At 65.7% G+C, this 16,063-nt stretch carries 12 protein-coding genes and 4 tRNA genes; 8 read left to right on the forward strand and 8 right to left on the reverse strand.

What is annotated here, in order from left to right; all coding sequences use genetic code 11:
- Positions 1–7 precede the first annotated feature (7 nt).
- The 3 genes from ABQZ09_RS15980 to ABQZ09_RS15990 all read left to right on the forward strand — a co-directional run bounded on the left by ABQZ09_RS15980 (position 8) and on the right by ABQZ09_RS15990 (position 380).
- Positions 8–83, forward strand: a tRNA-Gly gene (locus ABQZ09_RS15980).
- 68 nt (positions 84–151) lie between these two features.
- Positions 152–225 (forward strand) — tRNA-Cys (locus ABQZ09_RS15985).
- Positions 226–304: 79 nt separating this feature from the next.
- A tRNA-Gly gene (locus ABQZ09_RS15990) sits at positions 305–380 on the forward strand.
- 557 nt (positions 381–937) lie between these two features.
- On the opposite strand, the gene ABQZ09_RS15995 is transcribed toward ABQZ09_RS15990, so the two are convergent.
- A tRNA-Leu gene (locus tag ABQZ09_RS15995) sits at positions 938–1,021 on the reverse strand.
- A gap of 140 nt (positions 1,022–1,161) precedes the next feature.
- Here ABQZ09_RS15995 and ABQZ09_RS16000 point away from each other — a divergent pair.
- The gene (locus ABQZ09_RS16000) at positions 1,162–2,454 is read left to right on the forward strand and encodes a nucleotide sugar dehydrogenase (protein ID WP_349777348.1); all 1,293 of its coding nucleotides are present in this window, start codon (positions 1,162–1,164) and stop codon (positions 2,452–2,454) included.
- On the opposite strand, the gene ABQZ09_RS16005 is transcribed toward ABQZ09_RS16000, so the two are convergent.
- Together ABQZ09_RS16005 and ABQZ09_RS16010 are read right to left on the reverse strand one after the other, a co-directional pair.
- On the reverse strand, positions 2,438–3,700 hold the full coding sequence (locus ABQZ09_RS16005) for a TIGR03862 family flavoprotein (protein WP_349777349.1): 1,263 nt from the start codon (positions 3,698–3,700) through the stop codon (positions 2,438–2,440). The genes ABQZ09_RS16000 and ABQZ09_RS16005 overlap by 17 nt on opposite strands.
- Before the next feature lie 11 nt (positions 3,701–3,711).
- Entirely contained in the window at positions 3,712–4,143 is a 432-nt protein-coding gene (locus tag ABQZ09_RS16010) for an FKBP-type peptidyl-prolyl cis-trans isomerase (RefSeq protein ID WP_039564344.1), read from the reverse strand.
- A 59-nt stretch (positions 4,144–4,202) separates the two neighbouring features.
- On the opposite strand from ABQZ09_RS16010, the gene ABQZ09_RS16015 reads away from it, so the two are divergent.
- The 3 genes from ABQZ09_RS16015 (at position 4,203) to ABQZ09_RS16025 (ending at position 6,325) form a co-directional block, all read left to right on the forward strand.
- A complete protein-coding gene (locus ABQZ09_RS16015; protein WP_047694826.1) occupies positions 4,203–4,568 on the forward strand; it encodes a DUF6164 family protein in 366 nt (121 codons plus the stop codon).
- A gap of 139 nt (positions 4,569–4,707) precedes the next feature.
- Positions 4,708–5,469, forward strand: coding sequence for a sulfurtransferase (locus ABQZ09_RS16020; protein WP_349777350.1), 762 nt, complete (start codon positions 4,708–4,710; stop codon positions 5,467–5,469).
- Positions 5,470–5,677: 208 nt separating this feature from the next.
- Positions 5,678–6,325 (forward strand): response regulator, encoded by a 648-nt coding sequence (locus ABQZ09_RS16025; protein WP_039409104.1) that lies wholly within the window; start codon positions 5,678–5,680, stop codon positions 6,323–6,325.
- A gap of 541 nt (positions 6,326–6,866) precedes the next feature.
- Here ABQZ09_RS16025 and ABQZ09_RS16030 read toward each other — a convergent pair.
- On the reverse strand, positions 6,867–10,592 hold the full coding sequence (locus ABQZ09_RS16030) for a ribonuclease E/G (protein WP_349777375.1): 3,726 nt from the start codon (positions 10,590–10,592) through the stop codon (positions 6,867–6,869).
- A 411-nt stretch (positions 10,593–11,003) separates the two neighbouring features.
- On the opposite strand from ABQZ09_RS16030, the gene ABQZ09_RS16035 reads away from it, so the two are divergent.
- Positions 11,004–11,990 (forward strand): RluA family pseudouridine synthase, encoded by a 987-nt coding sequence (locus ABQZ09_RS16035; protein WP_104580679.1) that lies wholly within the window; start codon positions 11,004–11,006, stop codon positions 11,988–11,990.
- A gap of 155 nt (positions 11,991–12,145) precedes the next feature.
- Here the strand turns inward: ABQZ09_RS16035 and ABQZ09_RS16040 are convergent, their stop codons facing one another.
- The 4 genes from ABQZ09_RS16040 to ABQZ09_RS16055 all read right to left on the reverse strand — a co-directional run bounded on the left by ABQZ09_RS16040 (position 12,146) and on the right by ABQZ09_RS16055 (position 16,034).
- Positions 12,146–13,960: a DUF3300 domain-containing protein gene (locus ABQZ09_RS16040; RefSeq protein WP_349777351.1), complete on the reverse strand. Its 1,815-nt coding sequence runs from the start codon at positions 13,958–13,960 to the stop codon at positions 12,146–12,148.
- A gap of 242 nt (positions 13,961–14,202) precedes the next feature.
- A complete protein-coding gene (gene zupT, locus ABQZ09_RS16045) occupies positions 14,203–15,021 on the reverse strand; it encodes a zinc transporter ZupT (RefSeq protein ID WP_039409112.1) in 819 nt (272 codons plus the stop codon).
- Positions 15,022–15,258: 237 nt separating this feature from the next.
- Positions 15,259–15,681 (reverse strand): energy transducer TonB, encoded by a 423-nt coding sequence (locus ABQZ09_RS16050; protein ID WP_349777352.1) that lies wholly within the window; start codon positions 15,679–15,681, stop codon positions 15,259–15,261.
- Positions 15,678–16,034, reverse strand: coding sequence for a 4a-hydroxytetrahydrobiopterin dehydratase (locus tag ABQZ09_RS16055; protein WP_039409115.1), 357 nt, complete (start codon positions 16,032–16,034; stop codon positions 15,678–15,680). Before ABQZ09_RS16055 ends, ABQZ09_RS16050 begins: the two co-directional genes overlap by 4 nt.
- Positions 16,035–16,063 lie beyond the last annotated feature (29 nt).

The following is a 16,063-nucleotide window of genomic DNA, read 5'->3' on the forward strand; positions in this document are numbered from 1 at the left end:
CTCCCAAGCGGGAATAGCTCAGTTGGTAGAGCGCAACCTTGCCAAGGTTGAGGTCGCGAGTTCGAGTCTCGTTTCCCGCTCCAGTTAGTGACAAGGCTCCTGTGTTGGGGCCTTGTTGTTTCAAGGCAGGATGCCTTGGGTTAGATGTTTCGGCCTGGTGGTAGAGTGGTTATGCAGCGGACTGCAAATCCGCGTACGCCGGTTCAATTCCGGCCCAGGCCTCCACATCGCATGCGCTTTTTCTCATCGGCAACGATGACAGGGCTAGCGCAACGAAGTGACAAGCTGTACAATTTAGTTTCACGCGGGAATAGCTCAGTTGGTAGAGCGCAACCTTGCCAAGGTTGAGGTCGCGAGTTCGAGTCTCGTTTCCCGCTCCAAATTCGAACCCTGGATATCAGATGATATCCAGGGTTTTTTATTTGTATCTGTGTGTCTGGATGTGTGCCGTTACTAGCCTGGTAGAGATGCTTTGGAAAGCATTTTTGAGCGATGGCGTAGTGGGCGCTGCCGAATGTGGAGTTGCAACCGCCTAGGCGGCAACGCATTGCGACAGTGCAGCTCTCTGCACCCGTGCGCACATAAGCAATCTCGCCCGGATACGTCGTCATGCGGCTTTACATCAGCGAAGCCGACGCATACCGAGTAGCGGTAGCCGCCTTCTGCCTCGACTGGATCTTGGATGCCGTTCGGGTCTCACCAAGCGTGGCGCCGAGCCTTGTGACGTGGATGACTGCGAAAAGGGGGCAGTGCCGATTGACAGAATGCCAACGCACCTCATGGCCGCTATGGCCTGCTTCAGCATGAGGTGAGCAGCCACAGCTGCAGACAGTGAAAGAACGTCACGTTGAGTTGCCGCGAAGTCAACTCCGTCAGCTCTCGGATGACGGTGCCTCACGTCATCGGTGCAGCAGCAGATTTGCGCTGCGGTGGAGTGTGCCCGGGGCGGGGGTCGAACCCGCATAGCCTCACAGCTGAGGGATTTTAAGTCCCTTGCGTCTACCAATTTCGCCACCCGGGCATGGCGATAGCGTGCCTGATTGCGCGGCGATTGTGAATCTCCAGCCGAAGATCGTGCCAACTGCCGGTCCAAATCCCGCGTGCGCTATGCTGCCGCCGCACAGCTGCGCGGCAACCGGTCGCGCGATCCCGAGGAATTGCATGTCCGGCACCCCGCTTGTCCCACCGCAGTACGCACGCATCGCCGTCATCGGGCTGGGCTATGTCGGCCTGCCACTGGCAGTGGCGTTCGGCGAGCAGCGCGACACACTGGGTTTCGACATCGATGCGCAGCGGGTTGCCCAGCTGCGCGAAGGGCACGATGCCACGCTGGAACTGGACGATGGCGAACTGGCCGCGGCCACTCAGCTGCGCTATAGCGCGGCCGCGGAGGACCTGGCGACGTGCAGCATCTTTATCGTCACCGTGCCCACGCCGATCGACAGTTTCGAACAGCCGGATCTGGAACCGTTGCGCAGCGCCACCACGTTGATCGCCGCCGCGCTCAAGCCGGGCGATCTGGTCATCTACGAATCGACCGTCTACCCGGGCACCACCGAAGAGGTCTGCGTGCCGTTGCTGGAAGCGGTGTCCGGCCTGCGGTTCAACACCGATTTTTTCTGTGGCTACAGTCCGGAGCGGGTCAATCCCGGCGACCGGCAACGCCGGCTACGCGATATCCGCAAGATCACCTCCGGCTCCACGCCGCAGGCGGCCGATGCGGTGGATGCGCTGTATACCAGCATCATCACTGCCGGCACCTGGCGTGCGTCGTCGATGCGTGTGGCCGAAGCGGCCAAGGTCGTGGAGAACATCCAGCGCGACGTCAACATCGCGCTGGTCAACGAGCTGGCGTTGATCTTCGACAAGCTCGGCATCGACACGCTCGATGTCCTGGAAGCGGCAGGCACCAAATGGAATTTCCTGCCATTCCGCCCCGGCCTGGTCGGCGGGCATTGCATCGGGGTAGACCCGTACTACCTGATGCACAAATCCGAAAGCGTGGGCTACCACCCCGACCTCATTCACACCGCGCGGCAAGTCAACAATCGCGTGGGCCGGCACGTGGCCGAGCGGGTCTGCGGCATGCTGGCGATGCGCGGCGTTGCGCTCGCGCAGGCGAGGGTGCTGGTATTGGGTGCCACCTTCAAGGAAAACTGCCCGGACCTGCGCAACAGCCGTGCGCTGGAGCTGGTGCAATTGCTGCAGGCGGCCGGCGTGCAGGTCGACACCTGCGATCCTTGGGCCGACCCTGCAGAGGCGCTACTGCATGCCGGCGTGCAGTTATGCGAAGGCCCGGAGGAGGGCGCCTACGACGCCGTCGTGCTGGCGGTGGCGCATGCCCAGTATCGCGACTACGACGCCCAGCGCATCGCTGCATTGGGCAAGCCAGCTGCGGTGGTCTACGACGTCAAATCGGTGTGGCCACGCGTGGCCGTCAGTGATCGGCTGTAAGTTGATTGCCATGCTGCCTTAGCCACTCGATCGCACTAGACGCAGCGCGACGCCCGCTGGCAAAGCAGGCGGTCAGCAGATAGCCGCCGGTCGGTGCTTCCCAGTCCAGCATTTCGCCAGCACAGAACACACCGGGGCGCGCCAGCGCCATCAACTGCGCGTCCAGGGCTTCCAGTTCCACGCCACCAGCCGAGCTGATCGCCTCCGCGAGCGGGCGCGGCCGCAGCAGGCGCAGCGGCAGTTGCTTGAGCGTGCGTGCCACCAACGCCGCATCGTCGCCGGCCTGTTTGCCTAGCAGTTCGTAGACCAGCGCGGCCTTGACGCCCTCGATACCGATTTGGCGGCGCAGATGTTCGCTGAAACTACGCCCCTTGCGTGGCTTGGCCAACTCGGCGCCAACGCGCTCCAGCGAACGGTCGGGTAGCAGATCCAGCACCAATTCGGCTGTGCCATGCGCATCGATCTGTGTACGCAGCTCGGCCGCGATGGCATAAATCAGGCTGCCCTCAATCCCGGTTTCAGTGATCACACATTCGCCCTGCAGCGCGTGCTGCACGCCCGTGCTGTCGCGCCAATGCGCGACCACCGGTTTGAGCGGTGCGCCCGCATGCCGTTGCGCGAAATGCGCACTCCAGTCGAGATCGAAGCCGCAGTTGGCCGGCACCAGGGGGCGCACGGCGATGCCGTGCTGCTGCAGCGGGGCCTGCCAGGCGCCATCGGAGCCGAGCTGCGGCCAACTGCCGCCACCCAGTGCCAGCACCGTTGCATCCGCCTGAAGATCGATAGCGCCGGCGGGTGTGGAAAATCGCAGCGCACCGTCAGCGTTCCATCCCAGCCACCGATGCTGCACATGAAAGGTGACGCCCTGGTCCTTGAGGCGACGCACCCAGCCGCGCAGCAAGGGCGCGGCCTTGCGGTCGATCGGAAACACCCGCCCGGAGCTGCCGACATAGGTCTCCACGCCCAGCTCGCGCGCCCAGGCGCGCAATGCATCGGCATCGAACTCCTGCAGCCACGCCGCTACCATCGGCGTGCGCTCACGATAGCGCTGGGCGAACAGCGGCATCGGATCGGAGTGGGTGAGATTGAGTCCGCCCTTGCCGGCGATCAGGAATTTGCGCCCCACCGAGCCTTTCGCCTCGTACAGATCCACGGCGATCCCGGCAGCACACGCCACTTCGGCAGCCATCAATCCTGCAGGCCCGCCGCCAATGACCGCCAGCCGCGGTCTGCTCGCATCCATCATCACTCTCGCACTCAGCGCGGCTGCACGCCGAGCAATTCCACATCGAACACCAGCGAAGCGCCCGGCGGAATCACGCCACCTGCGCCGTTGTCGCCGTAGCCGTAATCCGGCGGAATCATCAAGGTGCGCTTGCCGCCCACGCGCATGCCGGCAACGCCTTCGTCCCAACCGCGAATGACCTGGCGGCCACCCAGTACGAACTGGAACGGCTCGGCGCGATCCAGCGAACTATCGAACTTCTTGCCGTGTCTGTCGGCCGCCTTTTCGTCGTACAGCCAGCCGGTGTAATGCACCGTCACCAGGGAACCGGGCGTGGCCTCCGCGCCGGTACCGGCGGTGTGGTCGATCCGTTCGAAGCTGGCGATGGTGCCACCGGAGGGCGGCAGGGCGGGCGCACAGCTGGCAAGCAGCAGGGCGGCACAGAGCGTCAGCACAAGGCGCATGGGTATGTCCGTGAAGGAAGGCCGCCATTATCGCACCTGGCTCCCGGTATCATCGTCCCATGGCCAAGCTGCTGCTCAACCTGCGCAATGTCCCTGACGACGAGGCCGACGAGGTGCGGGCGCTGATGCGCGAGCATTTGGTACAGATCTACGAAACGCGGCCCAGCAACTGGGGGATCTCCGCAGGCGGCATCTGGCTCAGCGACGACGCGGACCACGCACGTGCCAAGGCCTTGCTGGGTGCCTACCAGGCACAGCGCGGCGCGATCGCACGCGCCCAGCGCCAGGAGGCGATTGCCGCCGGTACCGCAGAAACCTTTGGCGCATTGCTGCGCAAACGCCCGGTCTTCGTGATTGCCACGCTACTGGGCATGCTGGTCGTGGCCTCGTTGGTGTTGCTGCCGTTCCTGCTGTTGCGCGGCTGAGCGGCCCGGGGCCGGGACCGATCTGACTGAGATCGCGGCAGATTCAACGCCTCTGCCATCGAGCAGCGCGCCGTTCCGGAGTACGGTCGATCTTGTCCATGCGCTCGCTAGCTCGGGCCTGCCGCCTTAAAATAGCCGCATGATTACCAATACTGCGGCTTACCACTTCGTCACCATCCAGGACCCGCAGCCGCTGGCCGACAGCGTGTTGGCGCAGGCCGAACAGCACCTGCTGAAGGGCTCGGTGCTGGTGGCCGAGGAGGGCATCAATCTCTTTCTGGCGGGCGAGGCGGACCGGATCGACGCGTTCTACCTGTGGTTGCAGTCAGACAGCCGCTTTGCACACATGCGCATCAAATACAGCCAGAGCACGCATCAGCCCTTTGCGCGGCTCAAGGTAAAGGTCAAGCCGGAGATCATCAGCTTCCGTCGCCAGGATGCATCGCCACTGCCGGGCCGTGCGCCTGCAGTGAGCCCCGCAGTGTTGCGGGAGTGGATGCGCACTGGCCACGATGATCGTGGTCGCCCGCTGGTGCTGCTGGACACGCGCAATGCGCAGGAAGTGGCCTATGGCACGTTTCATGGCGCCCTGACCTTGCCGATCGACAAGTTCACCGACCTGCCTGCAGCGCTTGAGCCGCACCGCGCCGCGTTGGCCAATGCCACGGTGGTGAGCTTCTGCACCGGCGGTATTCGTTGCGAAAAGGCCGCAGTCTGGATGCAGGCCGAGGGCATGGACAACGTGCTGCAGTTGGAGGGCGGCATCCTGGGCTATTTCGAGGAAGTCGGCGGCGAAGGCTACGACGGCCGCTGTTTCGTCTTCGACGAGCGCGTTGCACTGGACCCGCAATTGCGGCCGCTGGTGGACGGCACGCGGACCACCGAGCCAGGAAAAGTCTGACCGGGCACGACTGGGTTGCCCGATGCAGCCGGCATTGCAGGCGCTCGCATCATGTCAACACGCTGCACTACAGAGCCGCCACGTGGTACTACACGTCGGAATGCGTGCAGTTCGCTCTAACTTGAGCGTAATACGTTGCATCGAGCTTGCCCTGAATTATTCACGGAGCTAGGCTGCATCAGCCAGCCGCACAGCGAGGACAACAAGGATGACCATCAGAGTTTTTCTGATCGACGATCATGCACTCGTGCGTACCGGCATGAAGATGATCCTGTCCAAGGAAGTGGACGTCGATGTGGTGGGTGAGGCAGAGAGCGGTGAAGCCGCCTTGCCGCAGGTTCGTCAACTCAAGCCCGATATCGTGCTGTGCGATCTGCACCTGCCCGGCGTGAGCGGTCTTGAAATCACCGAGCGCATCGTCAAGGGCGATTACGGCACGCGCGTGATCATCGTGTCCGTACTCGAAGATGGTCCGCTGCCCAAGCGCTTGCTCGAAGCCGGTGCGTCCGGCTACGTGGGCAAGGGGGGCGATGCGCATGAATTGCTGCGCGCGGTACGCGAGGTGGCGTTGGGGCGGCGTTATCTGGGCAACACGATTGCGCAGAATCTGGCGCTGTCCAATCTCGAAGGTGGCGGCTCCCCCTTCGATGCGTTGTCGCCACGCGAGCTGGAGGTGGCCTTGTTGCTGACCCAGGGCCTGCGCCAGGAAGACATCGCCAAGCGCCTGAATCTCAGTGCCAAGACCATCAATACGCACAAGGCGCGCCTGTTCGAAAAGGTCGGCATCCAGGACAACATCGCGTTGGCCCGTCTGGCCAATCAATACGGCCTGACCGATCCTGCCCGCACGATGTAACGCCCGGCTGTCGCTGATTGAGCACGGCGCTGCATGGATTGAATCGGTCTGGTTAGCGATTTCAGAATGCGTAAAGCTGGCCGGCGCCCTGGACCCGCTGGCGATGGCTTATAAGTGGTCGTCGCAGCGCGCGGCGCAGGCAAGGCGAGTCCGTTGACGCAGGCAGTGCCTGCACGTCGAAAAAAAGCGTCGCTCGCAGCAAGCGGCAGGACATCAGGGCTGGCAATCGGCTAAGCGATGCCTGCAGCCGCTGCGTAGCGCGACGCCTGCTGCACTTCGAGAGTTCTCACGGCAGTAGCACTGAAGTCGTTCCAGGCCCGATCAGCATCCGCTGCCCGCACAGATCTGGCCGCTGCAGGGCAGGGCGGTGTGGGAGCAGGTTCTTGTGCGATGCGCGAACGAGAGCGGCCTGGCGCAGGGCTTTCTTCTTGCAGCGCTATCAGCACCACACGCGCACAAAAACACAGCGGCCCGAAGGCCGCTGTGTCTTGACGCTTCCTGACCCGCTAATGCAGGTCAGGTAGTGCGGCGGTCGTGACGATCAGTGCTGGTCACGCGGCTTGTCGGCGTCGCCATCTTCCTTGGAGGCACCCTCGGCATCGGTATCGGCCGACGACGCTTCAGGCTTGGACGCTTCGGAGACAACGACAGTCGCCTTCGGCGCGTCGGCTTCCGGCCGCTGCGTAGCTGCAGGCGCTACCGCTGCCGATTGCGTTTGCTGCGCCTTGGGCGGGACCGGCGTAGCGGACGTTGCAGCTGCTGCATCATCCTTGGGGGCCAGTGCGTCAAGCATGGTCGTCTGCACCGGCGCGTAGGGCTTGCGTACCGGAGCGGGTGCTGCGTCTGCGACAGGCGTCTGCGGCACCGTCGTGGTCGAGGTCACTGCGACATCGACGGACGGAGCGACTGCACTGGTATGTTCGGCATGCGGTGCCTTGGCGGTCAGCACGGCGGCCTGCGCAGAAGGAGCGGTTGATGCAGCCGCTGCAGGAGCAGCCTGCTCTGCCGTCACCGACGTCGATGCCGACGGCTTGGCAGGCTCCCGCTGCGCTGCCGACGTTTCCGGCACGGTTGCAGCGGGACGGTCCGGCGTACCGGCCGAGGACGCTGCGGCATCAGTCGATGCCTTGGGGACCGGCGTCGGCTGCGTGACAGAGGTCGGCTCGCTCGTCGACGTCGGTGCAGCAACTGGCGCGACCGGCTTTGTGACAGCCACCGATGCGGCAGGCGCTGCCGCGCTGCCCGGTGTCGCCGTCACCGCAGGTACTTCGGCAGCGGGCGAGGGCACAGTGGCGTCAACCGCCACTGATGCCGAGCTGGCGACCGGCGTCGCCTCGGTTGCCGACGCCTGCTTGGCAATCGGGGCCGGAGCTGCGGGCGAGGTCGCAGTGACCTCTTGTGATGTCGCCGAAGTCGCTGCTGCCGGAGCAGACGCAGTCCGCGCCGGCGCTGCCGCGACGGCAGCGTCATTGCGTGCCCGCTCCGCTGCGGCGGCAGCCGGGGCCGTGGCTTGCTGCTCGAACGACGGTGCCGCGTTGGACACCGGTGCCGTCGTCGCGGTGGTATCGCTGCCCGACGGGGTTTCCGCACGTTCCTTGGGGACCGGGCGTGGTTTCACCGGTGCCGCAGCGTCGGGCTCGGCCCTGGTGCGAGCGGCCGGCGCAGGAGCGTCGTCATCGAAGTCGAACTCCGGCTGACCCGCACGCGGAGCGGCAGATGCCTGGCCCTGCGTATTGGCTTCGTCGCCGTCATTGTCGCCTTCCAGATCACCATCAACATCGCCATCGAGATCGTCCGTCTCCAGACCATCCACGTTGCTGCCACCCTCACCGTTTGCGCCGGCGCCACGACGACGACGACGGCCGCCGCGACGACCGCGGCGGCGACGGCTTCCACCTTCGCCATTGGCCGCATCATCGCCCGCGCCTTCCTGGCCGGGGGCATCCGCAACCGCATCATTGCCGCGATCGGCCGTGGACTCGCTCACCACAACCTCGACCGGGTGTGCCTGGGTCGCCCCAGCTGCACTGGCCTGCACGGTGGCAGGCGCAGCGGTTTCAGCGATGGGTGCGACCACCCCCGTCGTCGTTGCACTTGCTGCCGTCGAGGTCAGGGTCTGCGCCGAAGCGGTCCCTTCATCCTGACGTGCAGGACGCGGCTGCCGCTCGGACGGTGCACCATCCTGCTGTGCAGGCGCACGTGGCGGACGGGGCGCCTGGTTCTGCGGCTTGGGCTTCTGCGGCTGCTGCTTCGGTGCCTGCGACTCATTGCGCGGCGGTTTGGGCGCCTGCACCTGCTGCTGGGCCTGGGCGCCGTTTTGCGCGGCCTGGCCGTTCTGGCCATTGGCCGGCTGGCGGCGCTCGTCGCGACGCTCCTTGTTGGCACCATTGCCATTGCCGCGCTGATTGCCGCCGTTGCCGCCATTGCGGGCATCGCGTCCATCGCGGCGTTGGCCGCCACGTTCCCCGCGCTCGTTACGTGCATTGCGTCCGGCATCGTTCTGCCGCGGGCGCTGGGTCGTCTCGGGCGCTGGCGCGATCGGCTCGACTCCACCGAAGATGCGCTTCAGCCAGCCAACCACACCAGTGACCGGTGCAGGGATCGGAACCGTCACCACCGGGGCCGGTGCCGCGACGGGCGCCACCGGTGCAGGGGCCTCTTCACGCACCGGCGCCGGCTGGCTCGGCTTGATCGAGGTCACCGCCGGGGCCGCCGGGATGTTCAACTGCGCCTTGGTCAGCGCATGCACCGGCAGCTTGCGCGGGGTGCCGCGCTGGTAGCTCGGCTTGCCGCTGTCTTCGCCCAGCTCGTTTTCGCGCAGGCGGGTGACTTCGTAGTGCGGGGTGTGCAGCTGCTCGTCGGCGACGATGATGATCGGCGACTCGTGGCGCTGCTCGATCTCACGCAGCGCGCTGCGCTTTTCGTTGAGCAGGTAGTTGGCGATTTCCACCGGGGCCTGGACCAGCACCTGCCCGGTGTTTTCCTTCATGGCGTGCTCTTCGGCCACGCGGATGATGGACAGCGACAGCGACTCGACACTGCGCATGCGGCCATGGCCGTCGCAACGCGGGCAGACGATCTGGCTCGATTCGCCCAGGCTCGGACGCAGGCGCTGGCGGCTCATTTCCATCAGGCCGAAGCGGGAGATGCGGCCCAACTGCACGCGGGCGCGGTCGTACTTGAGCGCGTTCTGCAGCTTGTTTTCGACTTCGCGCTGGTGCTTGGACGAGGCCATGTCGATGAAGTCGATCACCACCAGGCCACCCAGGTCGCGCAGGCGCAACTGGCGTGCCACTTCTTCGGCCGCTTCCAGATTGGTCTGGAACGCGGTCTCTTCGATATCGCTGCCCTTGGTGGCGCGCGAGGAGTTCACGTCGATGGCGGTCAGCGCTTCGGTCTGGTCCACCACGATCGAACCGCCCGAGGGCAGGCGCACGTTGCGCTCGTAGGCGCCTTCGATCTGCGATTCGATCTGGAAGCGATTGAACAGCGGGATATCGTCGGTGTAGTGCTTGAGCTTGCGCAGGCTCTGCGGCATCACCTGCTTCATGAATTCCTGGGCGTCGGCGTACAGCTCCGGCGTATCGACCAGGATTTCGCCCACATCGGCGCGCAGGTAGTCGCGCAGGGCGCGGATGATCAGGCGCGATTCCTGGTAGATCAGGAAGGCGGCCGGCTTGCTCAGCGCGGCCTCGGCGATCGCCTTCCAGGTTTGCAGCAGGTAGTCCAGATCCCACTGCAGTTCTTCGGCGTCACGCCCCACGCCGGCGGTGCGGATGATCACGCCCATGTCGTCGGGAATGTCGAGCTTGTCCAGCGCTTCCTTCAGTGCGGCGCGGTCTTCGCCTTCGATCCGGCGCGAAACGCCACCGGCGCTCGGCGAATTGGGCATCAGCACCATGTAGCGGCCGGCCAGCGAGATGAACGTGGTCAGGGCGGCGCCCTTGTTGCCGCGTTCTTCCTTGTCGACCTGCACCACGATTTCCTGGCCTTCGCGCAGCAACTCGCGAATGGTCGACTTGTTATGGTCGACGCCGGCTTGGAAATAGTCGCGGGAGATTTCCTTCAGCGGCAGGAAGCCATGGCGCTCTGCGCCATAGTCCACGAAGGCCGCTTCCAAAGAAGGCTCGAGCCGGGTGATGCGGCCCTTGTAGATGTTGGATTTCTTTTGTTCCTTGGACGGCTGTTCGATGTCGATGTCGTACAGGGTCTGGCCGTCCACAATCGCCACGCGCAGCTCTTCGGCCTGCGTTGCGTTGATCAGCATTCGCTTCATTGTTGCGTTCCTCACGCGCTCTACCGCGCGGAACGCCGTGACGTTTCGCCTCTGGAACAGCTTGTCGGCCCTTCGCGCAACGCGCGGACAGGCCTGACCAGGGTTTCCAGCGCTGCAACACCACGGCATGCCGCGGGAGCGCTTGTCTTTGGGTTTTATAGGTGTTTCAGGGCCGGCAGCCGCGTCCGGACGAACCGGGGCAGCGCACGGGACATGTTCAGCGCAACGGTCAAAGACCGCCGGCGATGGCCGGGTAGGCCGGTGAGCCGCTAACATGGCCGCCCCTGGGGCGGTGGTCGCGCACTGTGCCGGAATCATCGGAAGTCAGGCTTCTGGCCAATCAACTTCCAACGAAATCAAACCCTTATCTCGCTCGCCGAGTGTAACAGAATAAAGAGCCGGATGACCGACCCCCAGCCCCCCAAGCCGCCTGCCGACCGCGTGGGCGTGCGCATTCTCAAAGTTCCGGAAGACCGTGCAGGGCAGCGGCTGGACAATTTCCTGCTCGGCCAGCTCAAGGGCGCGCCGCGTAGCCTGATCTACAAGCTGGTCCGCAGTGGCCAGGTGCGGGTGAACGGCGGGCGGGCCAAGGCCGAGCGCAAGCTCGAGGGCGGCGAAGAAGTGCGCATCCCGCCGGTGCGGGTGAACGAGGAGGGCGACAAGGCCGCGCCACCGTCGTCGTTCCTGGCCCGGCTGGAAGCGGCGATCGTATTCGAGGATGCGCGGCTGCTGGCGCTCAACAAGCCGTCCGGGGTTGCCAGCCATGGCGGCAGCGGGATCAGCTTCGGTGCCATCGAAACCCTGCGGGCGTTGCGGCCGAATCAGACCCTGGAACTGGTACACCGGCTCGATCGCGATACATCCGGCCTATTGATCGTGGCCAAGAAGCGCTCGGCGCTGACCGAGCTGCAGGCCTTGATGCGCGAGGACGACCGCGTCGAGGGCCGCGGCATTACCAAGCGCTACCTCACCTTGCTGGTCGGGCGCATGCCCGACGGCGTAATGACGGTGGATGCGCCGCTGCATATCGGCCTGCGCCAGGGGGGCGAGCGGCATGTGCAGGTGAATGCGATCGGCAAGCCGTCGCTGAGCCATTTCAAGTTGCTGGAACGGCGTGGCGGGCACTCGTATTGCGAAGTGCGCATCGAGACCGGCCGTACCCATCAGATCCGTGTGCATGCCCAGCACCTGGGGCACCCGGTGGCCGGCGACGACAAGTACGGCGAGGCCGAGGTCAACAAGCGGCTACGTGACCAATTGGGGCTGAAGCGGCTGTTCCTGCACGCGGCGTCGCTGGAGTTCGCGCTGGATTCCGGCAAGACACCGTATGTGCTGAGCGCGCCGCTGGCGCCGGAGTTGGCCGAGGCACTGGACCGCCTGGGCCGCTGACGCAGGGGGCGCCACGCCAGCGGATCACTGCAGCCCTGGCTGACCGGAGTCAGCCGGGGCCTGTCGCGTAGCGAAGAAGGCGGCACGTGTGTGCCGCCAGCTTCGCTCCTTCCCTCGATGTATATGACGGCTACGCGATGACGACGACAGCCGCCTCAGCTGTCGTGACGACGCTCGTGATGCGGCGGCGCCTGTGCATGCGATTGGGACGGCCGAGGTCCCGGTGCATGAATGGGGGCGGCGCGGGGTGTGGCGAACGTGGCGACGCGCTGCGGACGCTGCTGCGCCTGAACCTGCATCAGTGGGCGTGGCTCCGGACGTGGCAGTTGCACCGGCAGTTGATGTACTGCCCGTGGTGGCACCACGAGCGCGGCTTGCTGGCGAGGCGCCACGCGGGGTTGTTCCCGCAACTGAGGCGGCCGGGGCTGCAGCGGTGCCAGCGTGCGCGGCGGGATGTCGTGCATGTTCCGGGCGGTAAATGCCTCGCGCGGCGACAGGGTGGGACGAGGCGTTTCACGAGCCGGCTCACTGGCAGGGCGCGTAGTACCCGCAGGCAGCGCCTGATGTGCCGGCAGTGGTGGCATGCGCGCCTGCGCGACCGGCGACTCGCCCGTCCGCATTGCCGGAGGTTCGGTAGCGGGCGTCGGGTGTGGCGTGTTCGCTGGGCGTGCTGGCGACGGCAGGCTGACAGGCACGGGCTGCGGAGCTCTCGCGGCCACCGGGCGTCCTGCCTGCAGCATCGGCGCAGTGAAGTGCGGTGCAGACAGGTGCGCGACGTCGGGCGCATGGTGCAGCTCGGCGGGCGAAGGCGCCGACGCGGTCGGTCGCGGCAACGTACCGAGTGATGGCGCAGCCGCAGCCGCTGCAGTCGGCATGGCCGTGCGCGCCGCGGGCGGGGCTGCTTTCGCAACCTCCGGTCCCGGCACGGGCGTGTAGGTCTTGTTCGACCACTGACGCTGGTCTTGCTGGTGCACAGAGGACCGCGCCTCCACGACGGTGGTGTGGTTGTTGATGATGGTGGTACGGGGCGCGTAGACGCGATTCTGGTAGACCACGTAATGCGGTGCGGCTGGTGGGGCGTTCCATTCCACGCCCCAGCTGTTCCAGCCCCAGTGATGCCACGCCGGCGCTGGCGTGGCCCAGCCGAACCAGCCGAACCAGCCGTGGTGATGCTCCAATGCGCTGCCGACCAGCACACCGGCGCCAAACGACACCGCCCCGACGGTCGCCACATCGCCCTGGTCATACCATCGCACCGGGCGGTAGCGGTACTCGCGGTATACATTCACCGGCGTTCCGTACACCACGTCCGGGTCATAGTGCGGCACATACACGACCTGCGGTTGCGCAGGCTCGATGGTGATCACCTGCGAGGGCGGTGGGACGCGTTCTCCGTCCAGGATCGGCGTTACAACGACGTGCCGGGCGACCTGGACTTGCTGCTGTGACGTACTGCGCAGGTGGCCGCTGGCTTGCGCCCGCTGGCGCATGATCTGCACCGCGTCGAGCACGTCGTTCGGGTCATGCGCGTAGGCGTCGCCCAGTGCGCGGGTCCAGTCGAGATTGCCGGCCAACTGGTCCACGACATCGGGGAAGGCGGTCAAGGCCTTGACGCTGGGGTCCCAGGGCTGCGCGACGGTGGCCTGCGCGCGGTCGGCGGCTGTCAGGGCGCGGTTGCTGCGCAACCAGTCCTGCGCGGTGAGTACCTGCTCAGGATAGACCGACGCCGCCAGCGTCTGGGCCAGCAGCTTGTCGGGAAACAGGGCGATCGGCGCCACCAGTCGATACAGCTGGTCGGCGGTAGGCACGGTGTATGCCGGCGCCGTCGGCGTAACGGTGGCCGGGTCGGTTGGCATCGCGGTGGGTGTCGGCGACGGTGCGCTGCGTTGACAGCCGCCGAGCGCCAGGACTCCGCTCGATGCGAGCGCCAACGCCCAGGCAAGGCGCTCTCGTGACCATGTGCGTTGCATACGGCTCCTCGCTGTGTGCGCGTGGATGACGCACGTACCATGCGCCGCATTCAATGTCTGGAAGCTGGCTGACGTGCGGGCGATTGCGAGGCTGCGCGCCCATGTTCAGCGGCCATGCGGCTTGCCGAAGTGGCCGGCCGTCAGCGCGGGTGGACAGTCTTCCTGTGCGCCGCGAACGCCACGTTTCGATCCTGGCCCAAGGCTCCCGGCGGCGTGGCAGTGCTCGATCGCCTACTTCGTACTCAAGGCGTTGCGAAGCGGAACAACACCAGGCTGATTGCCAGCGTGCCCATGCCCGAGACCAGGCCGTAGACGGTCTCGTGACCCTGCGCATAGCGCTTGGCGGCCGGCAGCAGCTCGTCAAGGGCAAGAAATACCATGACCCCGGAGATCAGCCCGAACACCGCACCGAACACGGCGTCGGACAACACATTGGACAATGCCAGATAGCCGATACCCGCACCGATGGGTTCGGCCAATCCGCTCAGCAGGCTGGCGCCAAAGGCATAGAACTTGTTGCGTGTGGCGAAGTACACCGGCACCGCGATCGCGATGCCTTCTGGGATATTGTGGATGGCAATGGCGAACGCCAGCGGCATGCCCACCACCGGGCTTTCCAGAGTGGCGAAAAACGTCGCCAGACCTTCGGGGAAGTTATGCGCCGTGATCGCAATGGCAGTCATCAGGCCAACGCGCCGGATGTAGGCACGGTTGTCGTCGCGGAACTGCGGGTCGTCCGTGGACAGGCTCTGGTGCGGGTTGGGCACCAGTCGGTCGATCGCCATGATCAACAGCATGCCGCCCAGGAAGGTCAACGTGCCGAAGGTGAAACCCAGCTTGTCGTTGTAGGCGCTGGAAAACGCCGCGATCGACTTGTTGAGGATTTCCGACAGCGACACATACACCATCGCACCGCCGGCGAAGGCCAGCCCGAACGCGAGCAGCCGCGGATTGGGCTTCTTGGCGAACACCACCATGAGGCTGCCAAGACCCGTGGCCAGTCCTGCGGCCAACGTAACCGCCAGCGCGGTCCAGACGTTCTGTGATGACACCTCAAGCATGCGATGCGGCGACCTCGTGGAATGGAAAGCGCTCCTGCGGCGGGCGCGTCACGCGCGCGATCGCTGGCGGCAGCAGGATGGCCATCCACGGATGACGAACGCGTGCTGTCGAAGGCGACCGTGCGGGACGTGAAAGCCCGGCAAGGCCCATGGGCGCGATCCCTCATGTATAGGCGGCAGCGAGCGCCTGCGCCCGCCGCCGCCGATCAGCCCATGCAGCAGGGCGGGCTGCGGGGTTCAGCTGCCGCGGCGTGCGCGTTCTTCGATGGCGAAGCACTCGTCCGGGCGCGGCACCGGCGGCTTGAACGCGACCGGCACCTGGATGGTCTGTGGCACCGGCTGCCCGTTGCGAGTGGCGGCCTTGAACTTCCACTCGCGCACGCGCGTCTGGGCGGCCTCGTCCAGCACCGGCTGGCCGCTGCCCTGCGTCACCGACACATCGGTCGGCATGCCTTCGGTCCCGACGACCACCCGGAGCACGGTGGTGCCGCCGACGCCGGCGCAGGCCAGCTCAGGCGCATACTCGGGCGGCGGCGTCTTTACGGCGGCAAGCTCGGTGGGGGCCACGGTAGGGGTGGCGGCCTGTGGCGGAGATTTACCGCAGCCGCTGAGGCCGGCCGCCAGGCACAGGCCGGCGAGTGCAGCGCGAAACATGGTCATGCAGTGACTCCCTGATCGTAGAGTTGCGCGGTCTTGGCCGCGCAGATGAAGTCGTTTTCACTCAGGCCGCCCACGTCGTGGGTGGAATAGCGCACCACGACCCGGTCGTAGTGCACGCCCAGGTCGGGGTGATGGTCTTCGCGATGCGCAATCCAGGCCAGCGCGTTGACGAAGGCCAGGGTGCGGTAATAGTCGGCGAAGCGGAACGTGCGGGTGATGGCCGTGCCGGCTTCGCTCAGCTCCCAGCCGGGAACCTGCGGCAGCAGCTCGGCCAGGCGCGCTTCGCCAAGCTTGTGATCGCTGCCCTTGCGCGGAAGGCAATGGGCCTGCTCCAGGGGAATCAGATCGGTCATGACGGTCTCGCAGGGGTGGCGGACGGCGC

The organism is Xanthomonas sp. WHRI 6106, from assembly GCF_040202405.1.
In the GTDB taxonomy this organism is placed as follows: Bacteria; Pseudomonadota; Gammaproteobacteria; order Xanthomonadales; family Xanthomonadaceae; genus Xanthomonas; species Xanthomonas cannabis.